Source organism: Paenibacillus sp. GXUN7292, assembly GCF_050864975.1.
In the GTDB taxonomy this organism is placed as follows: domain Bacteria; phylum Bacillota; class Bacilli; order Paenibacillales; family Paenibacillaceae; genus Pristimantibacillus.
Genome location: NZ_JBOZWO010000006.1, coordinates 63,243 through 88,190, shown reverse-complemented (window position 1 = coordinate 88,190; position 24,948 = coordinate 63,243). Strand labels below are relative to the sequence as shown.

Genomic DNA, 24,948 nt, shown 5'->3' with positions numbered 1-24,948 from the left:
ATCTTCAACCTCCCAATAAATTCATAAATTGCTGCAAAAGTGTTATCCCGTCCATTCCAAACATGATAGATACAGCAATGGCTGGTTCACCTGTAACACTCACTAATCGCCACAGCGTTGGCACATCCAACGTCTGCTGATCATTCTCGATTTTGCCAATGGCGCTGCGAGACATATGCAGTTTGTCCGCTAGCTCTTCTTGAGTCCATCCTTTGCGGACTCTAATTGCTTTCATAATGACTCCAAAATTCAAATCAAAACCTCCAATTCTCTAATTTAGAGAGGACTAGAAGGTGATTCGTGCTGTAAAATAAAGTCATATCATTCCTCTCATTTCCCCGCCGCCGGTACGCCTGGCTAATCGGCGGCACACCCTTCAAATTCGAACAAGTAGAAATAAGTACTTAAGATTACCTCGAGTCGCGTCAAGCAGTACCCATCCATCGGTCAACATTTCGTTAACCTTTTCCTCATCAGATGTTTGAAAAACTTCCTTTACATCAGAAAAGCTAATTTCCAGGTCTCTCACCCCCCTTCTTTTTCAGCCTCAAGCGATTCAATAATTCTCCATCCAGCGGCGTGGTAATCTTCAAGTACTTTATCGATCTCTTCCGGAGTTTTTGCTACACAATCATCAGCAATATGGATAATGGCATTGCCGTCATGAATCGTCTTTACGATGTTGCCTTGTAACGGTGGTGTAACTTTCTTCACGGCTGCATCGCCTCCTATTGGAAGTGTATGCAGCTCTGCCTTGAGGACGGGCATATTAAATTACCTCCCTCTGATTTAATAAACAGATATTTTTTCTCACTCTGGTAAAATGGGATTGTCTGGATCACATTTTAATAGAGAGGGGAAGAAACAATTGAAAAGTATTAACGATGAAGTAATGAAACTCTATGCTATTGGTGTATCAGAGCAATCAAAGGTCGAAAACGAGCTAGTACATCAACTTCTGAGTGATGAGGAACTAAGCAAAAACCAATTCGAATTAGAAAAACGTCTTACAATTTCGAAAGAGCAGGCAACGCTCATTGCTGTTGCTTCAATGTTTCAAGCGAACAATCAAGCGCTGCAAGAGAAGCTAAAGCTTGCTGGTATTGTTCTGGACAAAGAGTAGCCGCACCGGACTGCTCCAAAATCATTCGCCTTATCTTGTTAGTCAGCAGTTGATCTTCCAGAATAGCCGTCGTGTCAGCGGAGGCCTCTAACTTTGAAACACGTGCCTCCAACTCCGCAATACGTTTTTTCACCCTACCCCACCTCCTGCTACATTAATAAACTAGCCTGTGTTCGGCTCTCTTTATTTGGTAAAATTGCACTGATTCAGAATGATGGCATTCGTCCAGATCAGTATCCTGAAGTGAAGACATCTGCTGAAGTTGTAGGTCTGGTCTTTCAAGAAATTCTTAAAGCTGTGAAAGAGACCTAATCCCACTGAGAGCTTCAATTGCAGTAGAAACTGCCACCACGCGTTCCGCTGCTATTGACTCTCGCTCTAACTTCTTGATTAAAGCCTCTAATGCTGCATTCATTGCCGCTTGCTGTTTGCTCACCTACCCCACCTCCTTTTGATCTTCCATCGAACTTGAGCATTCATCAACTTTGTTCTCAAAAAAAATTTCCTTTATCAACTGCTCCAGAGTTATTCCAAACTTTTTTGCGATTTTAGGCAATTGTTCGGCCTTTAGTTTATTTTCACCAGTTTCAATTCTTGAATATCCCCCTGCAGTGCTGAAACCTAAAGCAGTTGCCATTTCAATAAGTGAAATGTCTTTAGTATTTCTTAGATGTTTTAATTTATCATAATCAATCATTTCTTCACCACCTTGTATTTGATGAAAGATCAAGTCTGTATATTCATATTAGTTGATGTTTGATCAAGTGTCAATAATAAATTTGCTAATTAATCAAGTTTATTCTTTATTTATTATTTTCGTGGTATCCTATGTTTGATGAAATAGCAAATTTGGGGGAAGCCAAATGTCTTTAGGTCTTCGTATAAAAGAATTAAGAAAAAAATCAAAACTAACACAAAAGGGACTTGCTTCTAAACTTGGAATTGATCATACGACAATTTCCAAGTGGGAAGCTGATGTATACGAACCAGATACAACAACACTATCGAAACTCGCTGATCTATTCGATGTAGACACTGATTACTTACTATGCCGTACAGATAAACCCAAAAAAGAGGTAGACAATAATTCTGGAAGGGCTTATCTTGATGGTGGTAAGGACTGGACTGAAGAGGAAATAAAAGCAGCTGATGAGTTCATTCAGATGCTTCGGAGAAGATCAAAACAACAGGACAAATAGCAAGTACCTCAGCCGATGGGGAAAAAACTAGGTGAATTAATGAAGTATCGAATTTTCGCTGTGTTCGCAATCATGTTATTGCTATCAGCATGTGTTAGTTCTAATGACAAAGAAGCAGCTAAATTGAAAGAACAAGGCGATGAGCATTATAAAAACCACCAATTAGACAGCGCAATCGTGGTTTATGAAAAATCCTTAGCTTTAAAAGAAGATATTGACGTTAGGAATTCCTTACAAGTTGCAACAAATGAACTGGCTGCTGTTAAAAATGCTCGGTCCATTATTAATGAATTAGATAGTTTAAAAACAAAACTCAAGCAAGCTGGTAATGACTCAGAAATACTTGAAATGATTAAAAAAGTTGAATCCTCTTTTAATGAGTTCAAAAAAATTAAATCGCCCAGCAAAACAACTATTTCAAATTTTATTACTACTCTTAATCAAAATGATACCTATAAAAGTTTTGAAACAAGGACTTCTTTAGCAATTATCAGTTTACAATTAGGAAATGGCGATGCTGATATTTTTGAATATATTAAATTACTTGAAGATATTATAGAAAAAACTTCATTTTTAGATATCTATAAGTGATCATAAACAAATACTATACGTAGCCCTTTTGGGCTTTTCTTTTAAATAAAAAACAGAACATAGGTTCTCATTTGGAGGTTGTTAGATGCTACTCAACATGAATTTGTACAGGCCTTCCGATCTGGAACGTAGAATTGAGAAACAATATAAATCGAACGATATATACTCATGTTCTGATTTAACCATAAAGAATGTAGCCCTGGCATTTGACGTGGATGTGGAATATTACAATGGCAAACCATTTGCAGATTGGATTAATGGAAAGGGAATCGTTGTCCTTAATCGTCATGAAAATCTGCTAAAACAAAGAGAAGATTTCTTTCACGAAGTCGGACATTGTTTCCTGCATGTAGGAGATCAAAAAAAACTTAATAGTTTATTTATTGATTTGCAAGAAGCACAGTCATTGCGATTTCAATATTACGCCGCCCTCCCCTACTTTATGATTTTGAATAATTTATCAAATACATATGATGATTTAACAAAGACATTATCGGAATCCTTTTTATTGCCAGAATCTTTTGTAAGAAAACGAATCTATCAAATTAATAATCGCATACAACAAGAGCTAAGAGATATTGATCTGAAGGCGCGGTTAACTCCTAGACCTGCAACGTATGAATATGGCGAAGAAACTAAACGGATTCTTAATCAACTTAACCAACAAATAGCAGAAAAAAAGGGGAATTATCAAGTTGGATACTAAAGTTATTTATGAAGAAAGTGGAGAAAACAATAGATTAACACCCATTTTAATGGTGTTGGACAAATTATTTTGGGATTGGCATCATACACTTTATATTAAGATAGATGCCCCTTTCGAAGTGCTTACTTTCGAAGAACTAGACTATGATGTTTTATCAGTGATGGTCCCGGATAATGTTTACGTTAATCATTCAATAGAGTCCAATAATATCGGACTCCATCTCCCTTCTCTTTATAACTATATAAAAAAACATGGATGGAATGTCTTGGATGTTCGACGATTAATTTTACGGATAAGTGACATAGAGGACACTTTACAATATGACATCAAAAACAATCTCCTGCAGCTGCAGAATAATTGATTGGATATAATACAAACTTTTCATGGGAGGCGTTGATATGGTCGCAAAATTAACTCTAAGTGGGCGTTATGCTGCCTATCTACGAAAATCGCGAGCTGATATGGAAGCAGAAGCTCGCGGCGAAGAAGATACTTATACTCGACACAAGCGTATTTTATTTGATCTTCAGAAGCGATTGGGAATAACTATCGCAGAAATATATCAAGAAGAACCTATGTCCGGAGAACGTATTTCTGAACGCCCTAAAATGATAAAGCTGCTTGAAGATGTAGAAAGCCAACTGTGGGATGGAATTCTTGTTGTTGAAGTCGAGCGTCTAGCCCGCGGTGATACAATGGATCAGGGCATTGTCGCCCAGGCATTCAAATATTCGAATACACTTATTATCACCCCAATGCGCACATACGATCCAACAAACTCTGATGATGAGGAGTATTTCGAATTCGGTTTATTCATGTCCAGGCGCGAATTTAAGACCACCACTCGCCGCCTGCAGCGTGGTCGTATCACGTCAGTAGAAGAAGGAAAATTTGCAGGTAATGTTGCTCCTTATGGATACAACCGTAAGAAGCTTGATGGAAAAGGTTGGACACTTGAGCCTAATCCAGATGAAGCACCAATCGTGCAATTAATATTTGCCATATATACAGATCCGGATCCTAAAAAACGTATGGGCACAGCTCGAATTTGTGATTATCTAAATAATGTGGTAAAAATCCCTACACGTAAAGGTGGAGAATGGTTAGTAGCTACTGTCAGAGATATTTTAAAAAACCCACATTATATTGGTATGGTTCGTTGGAAACACCGTCCTGTTGTTAAAAAGCGTACTGGTAGCAGCCGTCCACGTGCGACTGAAGGAACGGAGATATTAAAAAAGGGTTTGCACCCTGCTCTAGTTGAAAAAGATATATTTAATCGAGCTGAATCGATAATGAAGGGTAATACTCATCATAGATCGATAGATGGAAAAGTAAAAAATCCATTAGCCGGTCTTATTCGTTGTGGGATTTGTGGAAAAGCTATGATTCAACGACCTTACAAAGGACGTACACCGGATGCACTTATTTGCTCGAAACAATACTGCGAAACAAAATCTTCATATGTCCACTTAGTTGAGGAAAAGCTGGTAATAGCATTAAAAGATTGGCTAAAAGAATATAAAGCTCAGTGGGAAAAAGGTAAATCATCGGGGATCAAAACAGATGAAATTAAAATTAAGTCATTACAGTCGTCCTTGGAGGGGCTGAAAAAACAGCTTGATAAGCTGAATACCCAGCGTTCAAATTTACACGATTTATTAGAACAAGGAGTTTACTCCGTCGAAGTGTTTATGCAACGATCCGTGGAGCTCAAGGAAAAATATGATTTGACCGAAAAAAGCATTGAAGATCTTACAGAGGAATTAAAAACAGAGGAAAAACGTATAACAGCGAAATTTGAAATTATTCCTAAACTAAAAGAGGTCATTGCGCTATATCCTAAAGCTAAGAATCCAGGGCAAAAAAATGCCCTTCTTAAATCAGTTATTGAAACAGTTACGTACAATAAAGATAATGGCGGTCGCTGGTCAGGCGCACAGGACCAGTTCACATTAGTTGTATATCCGAAATTGCCTCAATAATTACTGACATGATGTAGGTGCGAATTCTTCCGTTCCTATATCTGTCAGCAAGCCAATAACCTTATCTGGAATTGAGTAGCGCTGATTCAAGTAACGCAGGGCAGCAGCTAATTCCCCATCGGCTCCTCCGTACTGCTCCATCAGAAACTTCGCCATCATCGGATCGCATTTACTTACCCTTACCGGATATTGCAGCTTCTTTTCATACACCCACATTTAACGAAATTCCCCTTTCTTTGGCTAAACTTGCCATGGCCACGGTGCTTCGGCCCATTCCCATGTCGGAGGAGAAAAGCTATGTCCGAATTGCATGAGCGGACCATATCGGGATTCAAATACTTTCGCAATTTCCATCCTTTCTCGAGCAAAATGATTAAACTGGTGGATCGCATTGGTATCATCCGGGTGAGTATCCAAATAAAGTGTCAATTCCACTAAAACAAAATCAGCTGCCTGCAACTCATGAAGAAGCTTATAGTACTGGTCATCTATCGCTGCACGCATACTGTCAATTCCCTCCCTCTTTTACTGGGCCGTATGGACTGAACAAAGCAGGCCACAACGTTCCATACTTTAGTGCTTCATATGGGCTGAATTGCGGCAAGTTAGGCGGCTGAAAGCCCATAAACAGATTTGGCGGAGTACTATAGCACTTCACTTTGATAGGAGGACAGGGATCAAAGGGTCCTATAAAAGGTTTATAACAATTAAATGGAGCATGAGCATGCATCATGGTAATCCTCACCTTCTGCGCTTTTTGTTACTATATGCAGCATAAGCTTGGCATACATCCAAAGAAACTAGAATAGTAAAGATAACTTTATGGTGGGATATATTTACGGGGAGTTGAACATCTTATAATTGTATTTAAATACTTCTAAGGGGTTACGCTTATGAATTCAAACTTAACGAACCAATTGAATCAATGTGAACAGATTTTGCAACAATTAATCAATCAGACTAATCAAGCATCACAAACGTATGAGCAGTTAAAGCAACAAGAGCAAAAAAATGCAATTCAGCTTGAAGAAATTGCTCAAAAGGAAAGAATGGCAGTTCAAACAATAGAAACTGCATTACAAGGACATCAACAAGTCATTCAACAATTGCAAAAAGGTATTGAATTATGCAAACAAATTGAACAGAGTTCTTTTAACAGCAATGCTTTTGATCTCAATCAAACTAATCAACAAAATAATCAATTTAGACATTAATTGGAGGTGAAAACAATGGGAATATTAAGCGGAAATCCAAAAGATGAACCGATGCATTATGGTGAAATTTATAATGTTTGGATGGGATCAACAGCAGCGAAAGGTATGGTTTCCTGCTACCAAGCATATTTAAATCATGCTGGAGATAAAGATTTAAAAAAAATATTAGAGGATATTATTGATCAAGCAAAGCTGGAAATAAAAGAGTGCGATGAGTTATTAACTCATAACGGTATCGCACCTGCACCAACCTTGCCAGAAAGACCTCCGGTAAAACTCGAGGATATTCCAGCTGGGGCTCGCTTCTCTGATCAAGAAATTGCAGCAGCCATTACGGCCGATACTTCATTAGGCCTAGTTTCCTGCAGTCAAGTTATGGGACAAACAATCCGGGAGGATATAGGGGCACTGTTTGCTAAGTACCATATGACTAAAGCAGCTATAGGAGCCAGAATTCTTCGAATGAATAAAGAAAAGGGTTGGCTAATCCCTCCGCCTCTTCAAGTAAAACGTCCTGAACCTGCAAGAGCATAGAAGTACTAAAGCCCCTTTCCATTAGGTTAGGGGCCTTCCTTTAGCTTATTCAAATAAATCATTTATTTGATAGGGAGTGGTTTTGTGTATGATGAAATGAATAATGAAGTGAACGATTCCACGGAGCACAAGTATTTACCAATGACTTCTATTATGAGCGGTAAAGGTCAAGAGGTTATTTCCGATATATACTGTTTTACAAACCAAATTGTAAATGTCTGTTTTGTCGGTGAACCTGAAAAAAATAATGATTGGGTATTAATTGACACTGGCATGCCGCAATCTTCAAACCGTCTTATTGAAGCTATTATAGATCGGTTTGGCGAGCATAATAAACCAAAAGCTATTGTATTGACTCATGGTCATTTTGATCATGTTGGAGCAGTGGTTGATTTAGTTGAAAAATGGGGCGTTCCTGTGTATGCTCATGCAGCAGAACTTTCTTTCTTAACCGGAAAGGAAAGTTACCCTGAACCAGACGGTTCGGTTGAAGGTGGGCTGGTAGCAAAAATGTCCCCTATGTTCCCGAATGAACCAATTAATCTGGGAAAACATGTTGAAGCTCTTCCTTCTGATGGAAGTGTCCCTTTCATGTCAAGTTGGAGATGGATCCATACACCTGGGCATTCGCCAGGCCATATATCATTATTCCGGGATGAAGACAAATCTCTCATTGCTGGTGACGCATTTGTCACAGTAAGACAAGATTCGTTATATAAAGTAATTATGCAAGAAAAGGAAATAAACGGTCCTCCAAGGTACTTGACCACGGACTGGGATGCGGCAAAAGATTCTGTTAAAAAACTAGAAGCATTAAAGCCCGTCTTTGCGGTGACTGGCCATGGTCACCCTATATCTGGAAAAGAATTGTCAGAAGGTCTAACAAAATTGTTAACTGAATTCGACCGAATAGCTGTCCCTGACTATGGTCGTTTTGTTAATCGCAAACATTGATTATGCAAGGAGAAACATAACTGTTTATTAATAATGGTAAGGCCGCAATCACTGTCAAGCTACTCGCATAAAAGGAGAAAACGCGAAGAGTATAAACCCTTCGCGATTTTCTTTGTCAATTCACAATCAATCGGGAAATGTAATCCATGTTTTATTTTATCTTACTACTTATCCAACAACTAATAATATCCTTCAATTTCCCTTCCAGATTATTACCATTAATAATAATATCAGCGAATTTTTTTGTTCGGAGTACATATTCGCTCTCTCTATGTTTAGCGGCCTCTAAATAGTATGTTGCCACTTCCTCCAAACTCACTCCCCAATTTTTCATATTTCTGTTTATTCTTCGATCAAATTTGCCAACTCCTTGTTTTTAATAATCACCCAATCTGCTCCCATGTGAATCACTTCTTACCAATCAAAATTTTAAAGTGTATAGTAACTTGTTTCAAATTCATCTGTAGAACCTTTCGCATTCGCTCCTTGGATGTACCCCAAGATAATGGCGTCATCCCAAGTAAAGGTTCGATCAAGGGTTCACTCAGGTTTACTTGATAACGAATGGTTTCAGCATCTAATAACTCGAATTGTTCGCTGAAATGACTAAGAGTAAGTGAATTTGAATAAACCTGTTTATCTGACCCTTCATAAAGGATTTCTCTTAACTCTTTTAGATAATCCTGTTCAGGGACGACTTTAATCAGAAAACCATCATCAGTAAGCAGTCTCTGAAATTCTGAATAATTCGCCGGTGAAAGAATGTTTAAAATGATATTGAATTGGTGACTCATAAATGGACTGTTTGCAATATCTGCAACACACCAAATCGCATTAGCATATTCAGCTGCTGCATAACTAATACCTTCCTTAGAAATATCGATTCCTACTGCTAATAAAGTTTTGTATTTTTTCTGAATTAGCTTAGCTTGTATGTTATTTAAGTGAGAACCTTCTCCGCAACCCGCATCCAGCATACGTACAGAGGCATTGCTTTGGAGTTTACTTATAATAATTTTACTTACTGCATCGTGTAATGGATCAAACAAACCACTTTTGCTGATTTCTCTTCTGTATTCGAAAATTTTTTTATCATATTTAGTAGTACTGACTCGAGACATTAGGTTTATATATCCTTGCTTTGTAATATCGAAACAGTGCTCGTTGCTGCAAACTAAGCTTTTTAAATGGATTAGCTGCATCTGTTTTTTACAAAATGGACATTTAAATATTTGAAGAAATCGTTCAATTTTTCCAGCACTCATTATCTTTTTACTTTTTAAGCACAAATAAAAGCACCCCATTCATTCGTAATAGGTGAATGAAAAAAGGCACAGTCAAATAAACCCAATCAGTTTTATTTGAAAAACTGGGTTTTGTGAGCTGCGCCTTACATTACCTTAAACGAATGAAATGGATCATAGTTAAACGCTCCCTAAATGTTATACACTCAAACACTTTTATATTAGCATCTTTCACTTAGTTGAGAAAGTATTTATTAAACTGCCTCCTCTAAAACCAATGAGCATCAATTTATATATTTTAAACCCTCAATTTGTTTTTACCTTTACATCTCGGTAAATAAAGCTAGGTATGAATTTTATATATAAAAGCTCTGCGATCAGTTCTACTACTGTTTGGGTTACTATTACAGATGCTGCTATTGTAGCCATCTCTCCTGGTAAGGTAAGTGCAAGAGGAAGTACAACTAGGGAATTGCGAGTTCCAGCACTGAAAATAAGAGCTCTTCCGTCAGACGGACCAATCCGGAAAAAAGATGATATGACCCGTGAAATTACTGGAGAAATTATATGGAATAATATGTATATCGGTATTACAGCGATAATGATACTGAATTCCTTTACAACCCTGTCAATTTGCGAGCCTATTACCAGAAAGAGCACGAGTGCCATAAGCGGGACAGGCAGCCATGCTGTAAAGTTCAGTGCTGTAACGCCGCAATCGGTTTTTCTAGTTAGAAATTGGATAGCTAATGCAAACAATAAAGGGACAATAATTAAATAAATAAAAGCTTCAACAAACGGACCAATTCTTACTACTTGGGAAGCCTCAGTGCCAATAAACAGCCAAAGATAAATGGGCAGCGTAATCATTTGAACCACAAAAAGAACCGGAGTAGACGCAAGAATAAGCTTTTCATTCCCTTTACCCAGTTGAGTAAAAACAATGACATAATCAATACATGGCGTTAACAGTACTAAGCAAACACCTATCAGAACTGGACTAGGCTGAGGAAAAACTTTAATTAATAATAATACGAGCAAAGGAATTAAGATGAAATTGACAAGAAGTAAAGCACCTGTGAAACGTCTATCAGAGAGTGCTTCCTTTAATTTAAGAAAAGGAATTTGACAAAACATACTGAATAAAAGGACCGCAATGACAAAAGTAACAAAAGGTTCTAGGAAGCTGCTTATTCGCGGACTTGCTAAACCTACTATTCCTCCAAAAATCAATGCCACTGCATACACGCTAATTTGATTCTTTTCTAAACTCTCTCTTGAAAACAATTATATACACACTCCTCTATCTCCGGATTATATCACAGGAAGACACCGCCATTCTTAACGGATCTTCACAATCAGGCATATAACTTGGAGTTTGAATGCTATAAAGCGGGAATACTAATATCTAGAGTTTTTTGATTTTCTGAATCGCGGAGGGATAATACATGCATTTGAACTTAAAAGGAAAAACAGCGCTGGTAACCGGGTCTACAGCAGGTATTGGAAAAGCAATCGCCATGTCATTAGCGGCCGAAGGTGCCACTGTGCTTATTAATGGACGCCGCGAAGAAAAAGTGAATGAGACTGTAATAGAAATTCATGAAAAACATCCAACTGCTGTCCTTCACCCCGTTGTCGCTGATCTGGGAACTGTGCAAGGTTGTCAAAAGGTTATTGAGGAGTACTTTGAAATAGATATTCTTGTTAACAATCTGGGAATTTTTGAGCCTGTACAATATTTTGACATCCCGGATGAAGATTGGTTTAAGATGTTTGAAGTAAATATCATGAGTGGTGTTCGACTTACTCGCCAATACTTAAAACAAATGATTCGGAAAAATGAAGGCAGAGTTATCTTTATCGCTAGCGAAGCAGCGATTATGCCATCTCAAGAAATGGCTCATTATAGTGCAACTAAAACGATGCAGCTTTCACTTTCCCGCAGTTTAGCGGAGCTGACCAAAGGAACAAATGTGACCGTTAATACGATTATGCCTGGTTCTACTCTAACTGAAGGCGTAGAAAAAATGTTAAATAGCTTGTATCCTAATGAAGAATTGACAATCGAAGAAGCTGAAAAGCGATTTATGACAGAGAATCGGCCAACTTCCATTATTCAAAGGCTTATTCGGCCAGAAGAAATAGCACATCTTGTCACCTTCTTAAGCAGTTCTCTTTCCTCTGCTATCAATGGTTCCGCCTTACGAATAGATGGAGGATTAGTACGCAATGTGTTTTAATAATTAAATGTCTAGCATCGTTAAACACCAAAAGAGAGGATAACGCTAACCTCTCTTTTGGTGTCGTTTTACTATCAAAATTTCTAGTCAGTTTTACAGGTATTGTGCCGGTCCAAATCGATGATCTCGTTAATACCGTATTCGTCAAACTTATCAAGCAGCGGTTCGCTGCCATACTTTAACTTAAAGTCCAACTCCTCCGAATAGAGCGGGACAATGGCATAGAAATCTACGGTCCGCCCATCCTCCATATCCAGCGTAAGAAAATCTTCGTCTACGTCAATAGGAGGCAGCAGAATAATTCCGCTCATTCCAGTTTGCTGCGACAGCGGCTCAGCCGGATCTCCATTAGGCATCGTATGACCCCAGCCTAGCCAAGTGTCGTAGTCATGAGGAAACCGGGCTAACATTTTCAACCATCGAATAGGCCAATAGTGATCCGGATTTTCTAAATGTTCCTGCGTAATCGGCCAATCCGGCGGCAAGCAGATCATCAATTCAGCGTAATCGCAGCCTTCCACTCCTTCAGGTGTGTTCATGGGCATAAAGCTCATGCCTGTTGTAATTAACGTGTAATAATTGCGTTCGGGAGTCGGTTTAATAACGTGGACGTCGATATGAACGACATCTGATATAATTTCGTGATAAACAGAATCGATTTCCCCTATAAACTGTTGAACGTGCTCTTCAATTTTTTCAACCCATCCTTCTTCCCCATACTCTGGAGCCCGCCATTCCTGTTGTCTATCTTCATAGCGATAAATCGGGTTCCCCGATTCCGAATATTCCGTTGATTTTGACATATGCCTCTCTCCTTTGCTTAATCCATTATCATTTTACAGTAGTTCCGCCCAACCGATCTCTTCGGCTCAGTGAATATCGGAACTATACCATTGAAATCAGTATATCGAAGCTGTATATATTAGACAATATAAGGCTCATATCTACGTCCATTAACTCAATTAAGAGTTCATTATCTCCATAACCGATTCACTGCTAATAATGGTACCATTATTTTTGCCTTCGCATATTTCCTTCATCGATCCTTGTTTATCAAAATTAAACACATGCATGGGCAGATTATAGTCTCTGGCTAAAATGAAAGCAGATTGATCCATTACTTTCAAGTTATTTTTCAAAACATCGTCGTAATGCAGGGATTTAAACAACCTTGCATCCTTATCGAACTTTGGATCTGCATTGAGGACGCCGTTAACACCGTGTTTTGCAACAAGAATTGCATTGCAATTAACTTCAATTGCTCTTTGGACGGAAGGATAATCTGTTGTGACATAGGGTTGCCCGTTACCGCCGGCAAAAATTACAATGTGGCCTTTTTCCAAATGATGTATTGCCCTTAGTCTAATATATGGTTCGGCAACAGATGTAATAGGTATTGCCGTCATAACCCGAACTTCATTGCTTGTTTTTGCTTTAAGAACCCCTCTAAGCATCAGGCTGTTAATGACTGTTGCAAGTGTTCCAATATTGTCTGCCTCTGCTCTTTCAATCCCCCAATCTTCCGCCATATTTCCACGAAAAATATTACCGCCGCCAATAACCAATGACACCTCGACTCCAAGGTTGACTACAGATATTATTTCATTTGCAATTTGATCTAATCTTCGGGGTTCAAATCCTGATCCTGTTTCTCCTGCGACGGCTGCTCCGCTAAGCTTAATAAGCACTCTTTTATACCTGATCATCAATTACACCTCCAAAAATAAAAAACACTAAAGCAATGTGTGCCTTAGTGTTTCGATGAAATGGAAATATGAAAGTGAGATGGGTTCCTCTAGATGAATCCTCATATTTCCACTCCTTTCAAATATTGTTCATTATCCAATCTTATTTTATTATTGATCATAAGCAAATGCAACTGCAACAATAGGCAACAAGTGGATTATCCTGCTTCAAATTCGACTCCATACTTACTGAAGATAACCTTGTATTTATTTTCGAATATGCTCCATCGTCTTTCTGTTCCGTGTTTCTCCTGCAATGCCTTCAAATATTGTTTAGCAGCTTGTATATCATTGGATTGCAACAGCATATGAATGCACTCTTCACTCAAATGTAAAAATGGCCCTGAAATGTAATAATCAACAATGGATCTGGCACTGTTCATACTTTCAAAGAAATGAATAACCTCTTCCAACCCGTTAAGCAGCGATTTTCTTAAATCATCCCTATTCATATCAGGGGTAATCGAAAATCGGTCCGGAACAGATTGGGCGATTTCCTCCATTCTTGCTCTGAAGTGACAATCCACTTCTTGGGGTGCTGTCAGAATCTCTCTAGATTGAATCTGAGCCAGCTCCACTGCGTAAATACCGCAGTTTACATAAAACATGACATGGTCCGCCGAATTGCCAGAGGATTTTTGGAAATTGAACATGTAAATGAGGTTTTCTGTTGTTTTACTGAAATTCAAATTTTTCTTTGCGAAGCCATACTTGGAAAGAAACGGCTTTATATCTTGTTTAATTAAATCATTAAAGTACTGCTGCAAACATGATCCCCTCCTAAAAGTTTACTATAAATAGATAGTAGCTTGTATTGCTACAAATCCTTCTCCATTTTCTACTAGTATTATACATCATTCCTTGCATCCGCTGTTGAGTTCATAGGTAAGTTGCTCTTATCATACCTATCTGCAGTTACCTGTCTTTTATCGACCATCTCAAACCTGTCATACCCGCAGCCTGTGCATCCTTCATTTTTAAGCTGCTCTATGGTTACAAACTCTCCATTCATTCCGACATACACATCTTTTGAGCATTGTTTGCATCGGTAAGTGCGCAGCGTTCGTTTCACCTCGCCTGTATACAAGGCGTCCGTGAATTTCTCCGGATATTCCGGTTTCGATTGATCCGTTGTCCGTAAAATGAACATCTGGCTCCTATTGGCGATCATTTCTGCGCCTTCGTACGTGTTGAATTGAGGGAAATTAGCGCTTACAGTCAGTCCCATGCAGACAAATTCACGCTGCATAGCAAGCATCAGCGGTGGTGATTTATGTGCAAAAGACAGAAAGATCGGCAGTCCCTTTTCCCTCTTTAACGCCTGTATACCTCGCGATACGAATAAACTCATACCCTGAAGTGTATAGGGCGGGTCCGTAAAGAAACAATCATACTGTTTGTGCAGATTTTCTGGAAGAGGCTCCCTCAAATCAAGCCGGTGGCATACAATTGGCAGTTTTCGCTCATTTGCAATCTTTTCGATGTAACTTAAGTACCTTGGGTCGATATCAAGAACATCCACATGCGTAACGGTGTGCCCGCCATCTGGAAATAATCGCTGCAGCAGCAGACCAATAGACACACTTACCATGTCATCGTCTCCAACACATAAAATCTTCTTACCTATCAATGCATGCTGCTTCAAACAAAGGATAGCCCGGCGCAGGCTAGTTTCCGGCGTACATTTGGATTGATCAATCTGAACATCCGCTGACGGTCTAAGCAATAAAAGTTCCTCCAATATAATCAACACATCTTTGATACTCTCCATCCATTTTGTTTCATCAAACAATTCGTGGTATAGGGAATGATCCAAACCGCGGTATCCCCATTTCCGCTCAACCCATGTAAGTCCGCCTTTTGTACAGCGGACTCCGCGGTCCTGCAGAAGTGCGCCTGCTTTAATCAATTCCCGTTTTATTGCCGCAGCCACTGGAGTCGGAAGCAGTGTTTTGCGTGCCAATTCTTTCGTTGAAATTCCGGGTTTCAAATAACATTCGAGGAGCAACTGCTCAATAGCCTGTATCCCTTCTTGCAGACGAATATGTTTACTAGCTTGTTCAATGTAATTCACTTAATCCCTCCCGTTTTTTTTGAAAATACAAAAAGGGCAGGAATGAACATACGTCATCCCTGCCCTTTTTTGACCTGCCAAGATAAACACCACAAAGAAACAAAAAAATCCGAGCTGAACACAGCACGGATTGTGGGTGCATAAAAAAGGCAGTACTAAGGCCCTGATTAATATCCGTTGTTCTTAACTAATTCCGAAGCATTCAATATGCCCATAAAAAATAAACCTTGCCATTTCAGCAATTGGTCATATGGACTGTTGAAAACTTCAAATTATGGAATTTGGTTAGTTAAGAACTACCGCCGACATCAACATCTCTCCTAAGTAATAATGACTTCATAATACTATACGCAATATCTATAGTCAAATCGTTTGGATATTGTTGAGCTTACAATCAATGGTGATGATGAGCATGTGCGGCCGCCGAACTAGCTTTGATAGAACAAAGTATCGAATTTTCATGAATATGCTCTTCCGATTCCATTTGCAAAGTCACATGCTGAATTCCCTCATGCTCTAAAAGATGTTCAATTTTTCGCAGGATTGCTTCTGCTTCATGAACGGTTTTGTTTCCTTCGACTACTATATGAGCTGTAAGTGCATTTAGACTGCTTGTAATTGACCAAATATGGACATCGTGGACTCCGTTCACCCCTTCTACTTGCTGCATCATATTAACAATTTCATTTAAATTTATGCTTTTCGGTGCGCCTTCCATCAAGACATGCAAAGATGATTTTGTGACGTAGTAACCGCTGCGCAAAACAAGCGCTGCGACAATAACGCTAGCAAGCGGGTCTGCCCATCCCCAGCCAAAGAACATCATTAGTAAAGCAGCAGCAATTGCGCCAACAGAACCCAGCATATCGCTAATTACGTGCAAGTAAGCGCCACGCATATTTAAGTTATGCTCAGTATCACTTCCACGCATCATAATCCATGCGACCAGTACGTTAACAAGCAGACCAATAGAGCTAATAACTAGCATACCTGTTGTAGCGACCTCCGGCGGGTTTGAAAAACGATCTATCGCTTCGTAAAAAATGTAGACGGAGATCCCAATTAATGTGATGCCGTTAAGGGTAGCTGCTAAAATTTCAAAACGTCTGTAACCATACGTTTTTCCCATATTCACCGCTTTTTCTCCGAAAGTGAATGCCATCATCGCAATACCTAAAGCAATGGAGTCAGACAGCATGTGTCCCGCATCGGAAAGCAAAGCCAGGCTATTCGTAATGAATCCTCCAACAGCTTCTATAATCATATAGAATGTAATGATGATGAATGAGATCAGAAGTATTTTTTTGTTATTAGTGTGAGCATGATTGTGTCCATGATCGTGATTGTGCCCGTGGTTGTGTCCAGACATATAATGCCCTCCCCTTTCATTTTAATATATGAGCAATTGTTCATATGTTCTTATGGCTATTATATACATTGTCGAATATAAGTGTCAACTGGCAACAGGTATCCCCATCCAAAGAAAAAACCTTGATCGCGTGAAGTCAGTCAAGGTTTGATTGGTAATCATTTGTTATCTTTCTGCATTTTATTATGTTGAATGTAAACGGAGGTTTGTTTTCCATGTTCTTATGCGGCTCAACAATTTCTGAGAATTCTATTAATCCGTATTTTCCAAACTCTTCTCTTATCGAGTCAGAATCGTAAAAAAACATTTTTACTCCTTCCATGATCTCGAAATAGTTATTGCCGAGTTGCCTGCCTTTCCCGAACATTGGGGCATTTGTTGAGATAGTAGTAAAAATCATATATCCGTTTGGCTTCAACTGATTATAGCAATCTTCAATAAACTTTTCTCTGTCCTGTTTATTTAATAAATGAATTAGTGCATAACAAAATATACCGTCATAAAGATTGTTATCAAATGGCATATCAGTGACTGAACCATGAAAAATACTAATAGTTAGCCCTTTCTGTTTTGCCAAATCAATCGCTGTTTTTGAAATCTCTATCCCTGTTACTTTTATGCCGTTGTCAATAAACACCTTTGCATTTCTGCCATATCCAATACCAGGTATCAATATATTTTTAACCTTCTGCTCAACAAAAAAGTCCTTTGTCACAATTGCTGAATCGGAAGGTTCAAATCCCCACATCAATTGATTTTCTATAAAGCTTGCTTCCCAAAATTCTGTCATCTTCCAGCTCCTTTAAATCTAAATAAAAAACGCGTAGTTACGCGTTTCTAAAGAGAAAATGTTGTTGTCTTTTCTTTTAAATGTCGACACAATTATGCTTTAAGGCTATGCGCTCTGGGTTGGTTTCTTGCGAATGCTCGTAAGCTCGAATGCCTCTTTAGGAATCCCAAGTTCATGAGCCCGTTTCTTTTTAATCAGCATAGCCTGTTGTAAACTGGTAGCTTGAAATTCAATTATGGTGCCAGAATGATCCTCGAATGCATAATAGCTCTTTTTATTCGACATTTATTGATTCCTCCCCTTCTAGATATACAAATATTTTTACTAACAACGTCCTTAGCTGCAGTTAGCTAAAAATATTTTGTCCACACAATCTGTTTATATGCACAGATTGGAATTTATCTAGGCAGGGTATCTACTATAGCAAATAAATGAAATCATAATCAATACGGCAGCTTTGCTTCTTGCAGTAAAAATTTCATTTCTATTTTTGTACGATGAATTGTTAATTTCACATCGCTAATAGATAATTTTAAATTTATAATTCGAGCAAATCCTTAATTTGATGCTGTGTTTGTTCTAATAAATCTAATGACTTGAATAGCCGGCATTCTTCTAGGTCAAACTAGCTAGGTAAATCAAAAAAGGAGGCTATAATGATGAAAGAAAAAGCTATCCTAGCTTACTTCAAGACTCCAGAGCAAGCTGAACAGGCGTTGGATAAATTAAAAAGTCTGCATCTAATCGATTCCTCAATCGACCGTTTTGATGGCTATCCCGGCGATGGGGTCGAAGGAATCATGAATCCCATATCCGGTGATTTCCGCAGTCTCGGAGATCTAACGCTGGGAGGTGATTTTATAAACCGTGATGCAGGTATATTAGCAGCCGCAAGTGTCAGCGCTAGCGGAATGAGCTCTGGGGAAAGAGAGAATATGGTTAGCGGCAGAGACATTCTATTGACAGCCATTGTGGCGGAAGATGACTTCGACAAAGCACAAGCAATCGTTGACGAAGCTGGCGCACTGTAGCGTTTTTTAGCCTCAATTAAGCAACGGTACGTCACAATAGCAATAAAACCCCATCCTATAATAACAAAGGAAGGGGTTATATCATCAACCCACCGCATATTTATGCGGCTTATTGCGTCGTCATCGCTCTCGTTCCGTCTGTCATAAGGATGATTTCTCGTACGAATACGCTGGCAATGTCTGCAAGAATGGCGACCAATCGCTCGTCGTATATAATTGAAGCCGATGCATGGCTCGCGTGCATGAGGTATATAGAAGCTTGAGCTCGTTGTCCTGCCCATAAGTTTTGGACGATGCATCATAAACCAAAACTGCATCGAACTCGACACCTTTCGCAAGGTACACAGGAATGATCACCACTCCTTTCTTAAAGCCTAACGTTTCCTTTGTAATAAACTGCAAATCTTCTCTTTCGAAAGTTTTTAATGAGTTATAGACCTCACGATTTTCTGAAGCGCTTTTTGTAATAATGGCGATGGATTCAAAGCCCTCGGCTCTCAGCTTCGCAATATCTGCCAGTATTTGCGCATTACGCTTTTCTTCGTTATTCAGTCTCGTGAGAATTGGTTTTCTGCCCCTTCTTTCAAAGGGTACAATTTCTTCCCCGCCCGGGAGCATTGACTTCGTAAATTCGACAATCTCTTTAGTTGAACGATAACTGCGTAACAGGCGAAAAACGCTTGTTTCTGCTTGACCAAATAGACTGATCAGCTGTGAATTAGATGAGTCCAAATTTGTGGACTGCCTAAAAATGGCTTGCCCGAAATCACCGAGTACCGTCATCCGGGCGCGCGGGAACAGTTTTTTTAGATATTCGTATTGAAACGGTGAATAATCCTGCCCTTCATCAACAAAAACATATCGTATTGCTGTGTTTACACGAGCACCTTCAATTAGCTCCTTTAAATACAAATATGGCGTAGCATCCTCGTAGAATAACTCGTTACGCAGCATAGCCTCTTTGGTTTGCATACATATTTCCGCCCACAACGAAGGGACGGAATTTTCTTTCGTCTTCTCCCGATAAAAGGCTTCTACCGTAAACAATTGACTGTATATGCCTTTCGTATCTACAAAAGAGAACTTCTTCACTATTTTTCTCAGCGGTTTAAAGTAATCTTTCACAATCCTGCGACGAAGCAGTTCTTCCTCTTTCTGAGCGAATTGAAAGTCGCCTTCATCCTCCCTGCGCTTATTGGTCATTTTCTCGCGAACTATGGCGTATTGTTCAGCAACGTCAAATACCTCTCTATCCTTATGCAGCATTCCAAAGACTTCCGCATACTGTTCAATATCCAGATAATCCAACTCTTTCTCTACCCAAAGCGCATTCCGTTCCGAGCGCTCCAGTGCTGCTAGTTGTTCCAGAAGCCATTCTTGCAATAGGGCAATTCGATTGTACAACGGCAGTGAACGGTTATAACTATAAAACTTCTCTTCCATTCGTTCTGCGGTAATTAAATCACGTTCTCTAAACCGGATACTGTTAAATCGCATGCCTTCCTTTCCCAGCCACTTTCCATAGTTCTGTAAAGCTTGCAAGAATGCTTCAGAAGATTTATATTCGATTCCTTGAAGACGAGCTTCATATCCGGATTCTCCTTGTGCAGTGAGTACATATTCAATTTGATCGAAAGGGTCCTCTGGCCGTAGCGAGAAGCCTAACCAATAATCGAGATATTCTTGAAAAGTCGTCTGCTGCATATTTTCTTCACCGAGTTCGGGAAGGACAGAGGAGATATAACTGGAAAATATCGGATTCGGCGAAAAAAGAACGATTTGATCGGCTTTTATCGTTTGTCTGTGTTTATACAGCAAATATGCCACACGCTGTAATGCTACGGAAGTTTTGCCGCTGCCTGCCGCTCCTTGTACAATAAGCATCCGGCTTTTGTCATTTCGTATAATGGTGTTTTGTTCCTTTTGGATCGTTGCCACGATGCTCTTCATTTGTGAATTGGCGCTTTTCCCAAGCATTTGCTGCAGAATTTCGTCTCCAATCGTATCGCTTGCGTCAAACATATTGAGAATTTGTCCGTTTCGAATCTGAAATTGCCGTTTTAGCTTCATCTTCCCTTCGATTTGTCCTGCAGGCGTGATATATGACGCCAATCCAGGAGAACAATCGTAATACAAACTTGCAATTGGCGTTCGCCAGTCATAGATGAGAAAGTTCAAGCCATCTTCTTCTATGAAAGAAGATACTCCGATATAGATCTGTTCATCGAGGTCCAGTCCATCCTCTTGAAAGTCGATTCGCCCGAAATAAGGGGATGGCAGTAAACGTTTTAAGTTTTTCCATTGCTGTGCCAACAGTTTATGTCCACGTTCTCTTTCAGCCAATAAAGCGGACTGCTGGTTAATCGTGTGAAAAGTTTCTTCGAAATCTTCATCTGTGCTTGTGTTTATCGTCACTTCTTCCCAAAACCGCCTGCGAATTTCTGTAGCCTGATCCCATAATCCGGCAACCCCCGGCTCCAGCTTGGCAATTCTCGTTCGCAGTTTATTTTTGATTTTTTCCAGTCGCTCCTGTTCTAGTCGCCAATCGTTGTTTTCCATTTCCCCACTCTCCTTATTCTGTTTTCCAAGTAAAAGAGAGTATTGACAAATCAATATTCCAGATGTATAATCAAATTAGGAGTAATGATAAATACAATTTCATATTAATATGTCAATACCGCTATTGATTATATCACAGCGTTATTTCTCGTTCAATGCCTTTTTAGTACTCTCTGTCAGAGCAGAACACTTAGCTGGATTATGGACGATTTTAACAATTGAATTTGGAATTAATATTAGAAAAGATGACCTTTTATATTCGACAAGGTCATCTTTTTTTAATAACCTATTGAATGAGACCGCCGTCTATTTCTCAACGCTTTAATCCCTGTCAGCCAAAATCTTTTGTATACTAGTTAATTGAATACAGACACTTAATACCTCAATTGCTGTTTTGAGTTCGCGAATTGAAGGGAATGTAGGAGCTATTCGTATATTCCTATCTCTGGGATCTTTTCCATAAGGATATGTAGCACCTGCGTTCGTTAATGTGACGCCAATTTTTCCAGCCATATTTACTATTTCTTTAGCACAACCGTCCATCGTATTAAGACTAATGAAATAGCCGCCATTTGGCTTATTCCACATGGCAATATTTTTGTCGCCTAAATCTGTCTCAAGATGATTCAAAACCAGATCAAATTTTGGTTTAATAATTGCCGCTTGTTTCCTCATATGAATTTTTACGTTATCCATATTTTTCAAAAAAAGAACATGCCGAAGCTGGTTTATCTTATCAGGACCAATTGTTTGAACTCCAAGCTGTTTTTTTATTACATTCACATTATATTCGCTGGATGCCAGCATCGCGACGCCTGAACCAGGAAACGTAATTTTGGAAGTTGAGCTGAACATATAAACCCGATCAGGGTTTCCTGCTGATTTGCAAGTTATTAAAATATTTTTCAACTGATCAGGCTTATCCGACAAATGATGAACAGTATAAGCATCGTCCCAAAAAATTCGGAAATCCTTTGCTTTTGTCTTCATACGGGCCAGCCTGTCAACTACTTCATCCGAGTATGTAATGCCATCAGGATTGCTATATTTAGGAACGCACCATATCCCTTTAATAGAATCATCTTCACTTACAAGCTTTTCAACGATATCCATATCCGGACCATCTTGATTCATATCTATTGTTACCATTTCAATGTTCAAAAGCTCGCATATCGCAAAATGCCTGTCATAACCGGGACTTGGGCAAAGAAATTTAACTTTGGGGAGCCTTCCCCATGGCAATTCATCTGCACCGACACCAAGAAGCATCGCTCTCGATATAGTATCGTGCATCATATTCAAGCTTGAATTACCACCTATAATCATTTCCTTTGTACTCACGCCAAGCATTTGTGAAAACAATTCCTTCGCTTCGAGAATTCCATCAACTCCCCCATAATTTCGGCAGTCTGTGTTATCCCCAGCTTTTAACTGATCCTCAGATTTCAGCATATCCAGCATTTCCATAGAAAGCTCGAGCTGCTCTGGACAAGGTTTACCCCTAGACATATCTAATTTCAGATTCATTTCCTTATACTTATTATATTTTTCATGTAATTCTTGATAGAGTTCGTTTAATTCATTTGTACTTAAATCAAAAAAAGAGCTGTGTTTCTTCACTTCTCCACTCTCCTACAAATGCGTTTCAGAAATTATACCATATTTCTTCAATTTGACTGACTGTTATCACTGAATAGCAGTACAAAGCGATCTTAAATTTAGTTAACTATTTGTTTGATCATAAATAAAACCGATATTACTTTCTTCTCCAATCATACTCCATAATATTTGCAGAATTTGCCGCTCTATTTTCACCCAACAACTTTTCTATGACATATAAAGAGGCATCCATACCAGCTGATACTCCAGCGGATAATATGATTTTCCCATTATCAACATATCGAACTTCCTCTAAAATTTCCGTTGCATCTGATACGATGCTCCGCAGTTCATGTATCGCCGAACGGTTTGTTGTCACTTTTAATCCATCTAGCAGATTTGCATTTGCTAGGATTAAAGCCCCTGTACAAACTGATAGAAGAATTTCGACATCATTCGATATTTCTCTAATCCATGTTGTAATCGTTTCGTTCAACATTTCTTTTCTGCTTCCCCAACCTCCGGGAACAACTAAAATGTCGGGCTTAGGGCATGCAGCAATCGTATAAGCTGGAATAATGCTCAGATCTCCCAATGCTTTTACAGGACAATCATTTTCCGCAACAGTGTAAACTTTAAAGTCTTTTCCGCGATTACTTCCAGAAATAAAGACTTCAAAAGGTCCCACGAAATCTAATGGCTCAACATTTTCGTAAATGAAAATTGCTACATTTCTTGCTTGCCGAGACTGCTCCATCCCTTCATCTCCCCCGAAATTAAGATAATGATGCAAAACAGTTTGATCTACTATTTTTCAATCATCTCCCAATGCAATTCGGTAGGTGTATCAATTAATAGTTGTCGGAGCGCAGACTCAACTTTCTCAAGACTGACAATGTACTTCTGGGGAAATTCACAGGCCTGTCCGCCTACAGTAATCTCAACGAACTCATCTTCTTCCTCCATTGAGTTGACAAGGTTATGAATAGCGGCACTTGACTCGACTGTAACGATGAACTCTTGATTGCCGCCGCCAACCATAAACATCTTACCCATGTACTGAACGGTCACCTGACTGTACGTGACACCGTCCATCCGCCCGATGACCTCGAGACACTTTTCTAGCGATGCGTGAGAATGCTCAATTGTATCCGCTATGGCTCCTTTACGCTGTTCCTCGTATATAGTAATCACCGTTCAACACACCTTTACAAAGTTCTCTTATATATATCATGCTTCACTGGCCAATTGTCTCTTAATAGACAGAACTGCACCAAGATGCAATCCTTGATGAAAAACACTTCCTTGGAATTCCTATATTATACCATAATATCTCTGATACACTTACTCCTTTCCTTTATTATTGAATGAATCAAAAACTCCTTCTTTTCCAAGGGTGCTATGAGTTGTAATAGCCCCAGTTTAGAGGGTGAACTAAATGGATAGTTTTTAGTGACATTAATTGAATCGCCTAAAACATTTTTCTACAAAGATCATAATCTATTTAGAAAGCCAAAAAAGGAGGAGCAATCTATGACACAAAGAATGATGAAAGTAAGTCCTAGATTTAAAAGACTTTGTACTCAATTCGGTAACATCCTGGGTGGTGAATCGGAGATTGAAGCGGGTCCGGTTTGTTTTGTTACGCGAATGACAAATTTAAGGGAGACAATATTAGGAAGAAGAACACGTTCGCCTTTAGTTCAAATGCAAATGTTCTCGTTCGAATCTCTTGATAGCTCAGGCCGTGCGCTTTGTTTGGGTGAGACAGCAGTACACCAAAATCAAGTGAATCGATTGATTTCAAATCTCCGTAAACGCGGCATAAAAGTGACAGCCGTTCATAATCACTGGCTAAAAGAAAGGCCCCGCTTAATGTATATGCACTGGGAAGCCATCATGGACCCAATTGTATTTGCAAGAAGAACAAAAGAATCTATTTCATTTTTGGGTTGATTTTTGAGCAAAGCGAATTTATTTTTCTATCA

General features: G+C 39.1%; 31 protein-coding genes and 2 pseudogenes. 12 read left to right on the top strand and 21 right to left on the bottom strand.

Annotated elements, in window-relative coordinates; translation table 11 throughout:
- Nucleotides 1–4 precede the first annotated feature (4 nt).
- Both ACRRU2_RS07720 and ACRRU2_RS07715 read right to left on the bottom strand, forming a co-directional pair.
- On the bottom strand, nt 5–253 hold the full coding sequence (locus ACRRU2_RS07720; protein WP_432500623.1) for a helix-turn-helix domain-containing protein: 249 nt from the start codon (nt 251–253) through the stop codon (nt 5–7).
- 272 nt (nt 254–525) lie between these two features.
- Nucleotides 526–768, bottom strand: a complete 243-nt coding sequence (locus ACRRU2_RS07715; RefSeq protein WP_432500622.1) for a hypothetical protein — start codon at nt 766–768, stop codon at nt 526–528.
- Between the two features lie 100 nt (nt 769–868).
- Here ACRRU2_RS07715 and ACRRU2_RS07710 point away from each other — a divergent pair, with 100 nt between their 5' ends.
- The gene (locus ACRRU2_RS07710; RefSeq protein ID WP_432500620.1) at nt 869–1,123 is read left to right on the top strand and encodes a hypothetical protein; all 255 of its coding nucleotides are present in this window, start codon (nt 869–871) and stop codon (nt 1,121–1,123) included.
- A gap of 289 nt (nt 1,124–1,412) precedes the next feature.
- On the opposite strand, the gene ACRRU2_RS07705 is transcribed toward ACRRU2_RS07710, so the two are convergent.
- Complete coding sequence (locus tag ACRRU2_RS07705) at nt 1,413–1,559, bottom strand: hypothetical protein (RefSeq protein ID WP_432500619.1); 147 nt, start codon at nt 1,557–1,559, stop codon at nt 1,413–1,415.
- Nucleotides 1,560–1,820 carry a helix-turn-helix domain-containing protein gene (locus tag ACRRU2_RS07700; protein WP_432500618.1) on the bottom strand — a complete coding sequence of 87 codons (261 nt, stop codon included), beginning with the start codon at nt 1,818–1,820 and terminating at the stop codon, nt 1,560–1,562.
- Nucleotides 1,821–1,986: 166 nt separating this feature from the next.
- Here ACRRU2_RS07700 and ACRRU2_RS07695 point away from each other — a divergent pair, with 166 nt between their 5' ends.
- The 5 genes from ACRRU2_RS07695 to ACRRU2_RS07675 all read left to right on the top strand — a co-directional run bounded on the left by ACRRU2_RS07695 (nt 1,987) and on the right by ACRRU2_RS07675 (nt 5,604).
- The gene (locus tag ACRRU2_RS07695) at nt 1,987–2,322 is read left to right on the top strand and encodes a helix-turn-helix domain-containing protein (protein WP_432500616.1); all 336 of its coding nucleotides are present in this window, start codon (nt 1,987–1,989) and stop codon (nt 2,320–2,322) included.
- Between the two features lie 15 nt (nt 2,323–2,337).
- Complete coding sequence (locus ACRRU2_RS07690) at nt 2,338–2,913, top strand: hypothetical protein (protein WP_432500614.1); 576 nt, start codon at nt 2,338–2,340, stop codon at nt 2,911–2,913.
- A gap of 85 nt (nt 2,914–2,998) precedes the next feature.
- Nucleotides 2,999–3,619: an ImmA/IrrE family metallo-endopeptidase gene (locus ACRRU2_RS07685; protein ID WP_432500613.1), complete on the top strand. Its 621-nt coding sequence runs from the start codon at nt 2,999–3,001 to the stop codon at nt 3,617–3,619.
- Entirely contained in the window at nt 3,609–3,980 is a 372-nt protein-coding gene (locus tag ACRRU2_RS07680) for a hypothetical protein (protein WP_432500612.1), read from the top strand. The genes ACRRU2_RS07685 and ACRRU2_RS07680 overlap by 11 nt, the downstream gene beginning before the upstream one ends.
- A 37-nt stretch (nt 3,981–4,017) precedes the next feature.
- Nucleotides 4,018–5,604: a recombinase family protein gene (locus tag ACRRU2_RS07675; RefSeq protein WP_432500611.1), complete on the top strand. Its 1,587-nt coding sequence runs from the start codon at nt 4,018–4,020 to the stop codon at nt 5,602–5,604.
- 18 nt (nt 5,605–5,622) lie between these two features.
- Here the strand turns inward: ACRRU2_RS07675 and ACRRU2_RS07670 are convergent.
- The 3 genes and pseudogenes from ACRRU2_RS07670 to ACRRU2_RS07660 all read right to left on the bottom strand — a co-directional run.
- Nucleotides 5,623–5,820: pseudogene (locus tag ACRRU2_RS07670) on the bottom strand (manganese catalase family protein); the annotation flags it as partial.
- 24 nt (nt 5,821–5,844) lie between these two features.
- The gene (locus ACRRU2_RS07665) at nt 5,845–6,108 is read right to left on the bottom strand and encodes a spore coat protein CotJB (RefSeq protein ID WP_331699353.1); all 264 of its coding nucleotides are present in this window, start codon (nt 6,106–6,108) and stop codon (nt 5,845–5,847) included.
- A 4-nt stretch (nt 6,109–6,112) separates the two neighbouring features.
- Nucleotides 6,113–6,334: a spore coat associated protein CotJA gene (locus ACRRU2_RS07660; RefSeq protein ID WP_432500763.1), complete on the bottom strand. Its 222-nt coding sequence runs from the start codon at nt 6,332–6,334 to the stop codon at nt 6,113–6,115.
- Nucleotides 6,335–6,497: 163 nt separating this feature from the next.
- Between ACRRU2_RS07660 and ACRRU2_RS07655 the strand changes: the two genes are divergently transcribed.
- From ACRRU2_RS07655 to ACRRU2_RS07645, 3 genes are all read left to right on the top strand, one after another.
- Complete coding sequence (locus ACRRU2_RS07655) at nt 6,498–6,818, top strand: hypothetical protein (protein ID WP_432500610.1); 321 nt, start codon at nt 6,498–6,500, stop codon at nt 6,816–6,818.
- A gap of 15 nt (nt 6,819–6,833) precedes the next feature.
- Entirely contained in the window at nt 6,834–7,352 is a 519-nt protein-coding gene (locus tag ACRRU2_RS07650) for a DUF3231 family protein (RefSeq protein WP_331699355.1), read from the top strand.
- A gap of 96 nt (nt 7,353–7,448) precedes the next feature.
- Nucleotides 7,449–8,306, top strand: a complete 858-nt coding sequence (locus tag ACRRU2_RS07645) for an MBL fold metallo-hydrolase (RefSeq protein WP_432500762.1) — start codon at nt 7,449–7,451, stop codon at nt 8,304–8,306.
- A 151-nt stretch (nt 8,307–8,457) separates the two neighbouring features.
- On the opposite strand, the pseudogene ACRRU2_RS07640 reads toward ACRRU2_RS07645, so the two are convergent.
- The 3 genes and pseudogenes from ACRRU2_RS07640 to ACRRU2_RS07630 form a co-directional block, all read right to left on the bottom strand.
- Nucleotides 8,458–8,655 (bottom strand): annotated as a pseudogene (locus tag ACRRU2_RS07640) (hypothetical protein); the annotation flags it as partial.
- Nucleotides 8,656–8,713: 58 nt separating this feature from the next.
- Nucleotides 8,714–9,571: a putative RNA methyltransferase gene (locus ACRRU2_RS07635; protein ID WP_432500609.1), complete on the bottom strand. Its 858-nt coding sequence runs from the start codon at nt 9,569–9,571 to the stop codon at nt 8,714–8,716.
- Nucleotides 9,572–9,856: 285 nt separating this feature from the next.
- The gene (locus ACRRU2_RS07630) at nt 9,857–10,837 is read right to left on the bottom strand and encodes an arsenic resistance protein (protein ID WP_432500608.1); all 981 of its coding nucleotides are present in this window, start codon (nt 10,835–10,837) and stop codon (nt 9,857–9,859) included.
- A 161-nt stretch (nt 10,838–10,998) separates the two neighbouring features.
- Here ACRRU2_RS07630 and ACRRU2_RS07625 point away from each other — a divergent pair, with 161 nt between their 5' ends.
- A complete protein-coding gene (locus tag ACRRU2_RS07625; RefSeq protein ID WP_432500607.1) occupies nt 10,999–11,793 on the top strand; it encodes an SDR family NAD(P)-dependent oxidoreductase in 795 nt (264 codons plus the stop codon).
- An 83-nt stretch (nt 11,794–11,876) separates the two neighbouring features.
- Here the strand turns inward: ACRRU2_RS07625 and ACRRU2_RS07620 are convergent, their stop codons facing one another.
- From ACRRU2_RS07620 to ACRRU2_RS07590, 7 genes are all read right to left on the bottom strand, one after another.
- The gene (locus tag ACRRU2_RS07620; protein ID WP_331699359.1) at nt 11,877–12,596 is read right to left on the bottom strand and encodes a suppressor of fused domain protein; all 720 of its coding nucleotides are present in this window, start codon (nt 12,594–12,596) and stop codon (nt 11,877–11,879) included.
- A 159-nt stretch (nt 12,597–12,755) separates the two neighbouring features.
- A complete protein-coding gene (gene pyrH, locus ACRRU2_RS07615) occupies nt 12,756–13,499 on the bottom strand; it encodes a UMP kinase (protein WP_432500606.1) in 744 nt (247 codons plus the stop codon).
- 197 nt (nt 13,500–13,696) lie between these two features.
- Complete coding sequence (locus ACRRU2_RS07610) at nt 13,697–14,305, bottom strand: DUF4304 domain-containing protein (protein WP_432500605.1); 609 nt, start codon at nt 14,303–14,305, stop codon at nt 13,697–13,699.
- Nucleotides 14,306–14,385: 80 nt separating this feature from the next.
- Nucleotides 14,386–15,612, bottom strand: a complete 1,227-nt coding sequence (locus tag ACRRU2_RS07605; RefSeq protein WP_432500604.1) for a bis-aminopropyl spermidine synthase family protein — start codon at nt 15,610–15,612, stop codon at nt 14,386–14,388.
- A 394-nt stretch (nt 15,613–16,006) separates the two neighbouring features.
- Complete coding sequence (locus ACRRU2_RS07600; RefSeq protein ID WP_432500603.1) at nt 16,007–16,981, bottom strand: cation diffusion facilitator family transporter; 975 nt, start codon at nt 16,979–16,981, stop codon at nt 16,007–16,009.
- A 136-nt stretch (nt 16,982–17,117) separates the two neighbouring features.
- Nucleotides 17,118–17,771: a class I SAM-dependent methyltransferase gene (locus ACRRU2_RS07595; protein ID WP_432500602.1), complete on the bottom strand. Its 654-nt coding sequence runs from the start codon at nt 17,769–17,771 to the stop codon at nt 17,118–17,120.
- A gap of 105 nt (nt 17,772–17,876) precedes the next feature.
- The gene (locus ACRRU2_RS07590; protein WP_331699365.1) at nt 17,877–18,056 is read right to left on the bottom strand and encodes a hypothetical protein; all 180 of its coding nucleotides are present in this window, start codon (nt 18,054–18,056) and stop codon (nt 17,877–17,879) included.
- Nucleotides 18,057–18,427: 371 nt separating this feature from the next.
- Here ACRRU2_RS07590 and ACRRU2_RS07585 point away from each other — a divergent pair, with 371 nt between their 5' ends.
- Nucleotides 18,428–18,802, top strand: coding sequence for a hypothetical protein (locus ACRRU2_RS07585; RefSeq protein WP_331699366.1), 375 nt, complete (start codon nt 18,428–18,430; stop codon nt 18,800–18,802).
- A 141-nt stretch (nt 18,803–18,943) separates the two neighbouring features.
- On the opposite strand, the gene helD is transcribed toward ACRRU2_RS07585, so the two are convergent.
- From helD to ACRRU2_RS07565, 4 genes are all read right to left on the bottom strand, one after another.
- Complete coding sequence (helD, locus tag ACRRU2_RS07580; protein ID WP_432500601.1) at nt 18,944–21,361, bottom strand: RNA polymerase recycling motor HelD; 2,418 nt, start codon at nt 21,359–21,361, stop codon at nt 18,944–18,946.
- Between the two features lie 321 nt (nt 21,362–21,682).
- Nucleotides 21,683–22,981, bottom strand: a complete 1,299-nt coding sequence (locus ACRRU2_RS07575) for an aminotransferase class I/II-fold pyridoxal phosphate-dependent enzyme (RefSeq protein ID WP_432500600.1) — start codon at nt 22,979–22,981, stop codon at nt 21,683–21,685.
- Between the two features lie 136 nt (nt 22,982–23,117).
- Nucleotides 23,118–23,717, bottom strand: a complete 600-nt coding sequence (locus ACRRU2_RS07570; protein ID WP_432500599.1) for a DJ-1/PfpI family protein — start codon at nt 23,715–23,717, stop codon at nt 23,118–23,120.
- Between the two features lie 50 nt (nt 23,718–23,767).
- The gene (locus tag ACRRU2_RS07565) at nt 23,768–24,154 is read right to left on the bottom strand and encodes a hypothetical protein (RefSeq protein WP_432500598.1); all 387 of its coding nucleotides are present in this window, start codon (nt 24,152–24,154) and stop codon (nt 23,768–23,770) included.
- 339 nt (nt 24,155–24,493) lie between these two features.
- Between ACRRU2_RS07565 and ACRRU2_RS07560 the strand changes: the two genes are divergently transcribed.
- Nucleotides 24,494–24,916, top strand: a complete 423-nt coding sequence (locus ACRRU2_RS07560; RefSeq protein WP_432500597.1) for a DUF1259 domain-containing protein — start codon at nt 24,494–24,496, stop codon at nt 24,914–24,916.
- Nucleotides 24,917–24,948 lie beyond the last annotated feature (32 nt).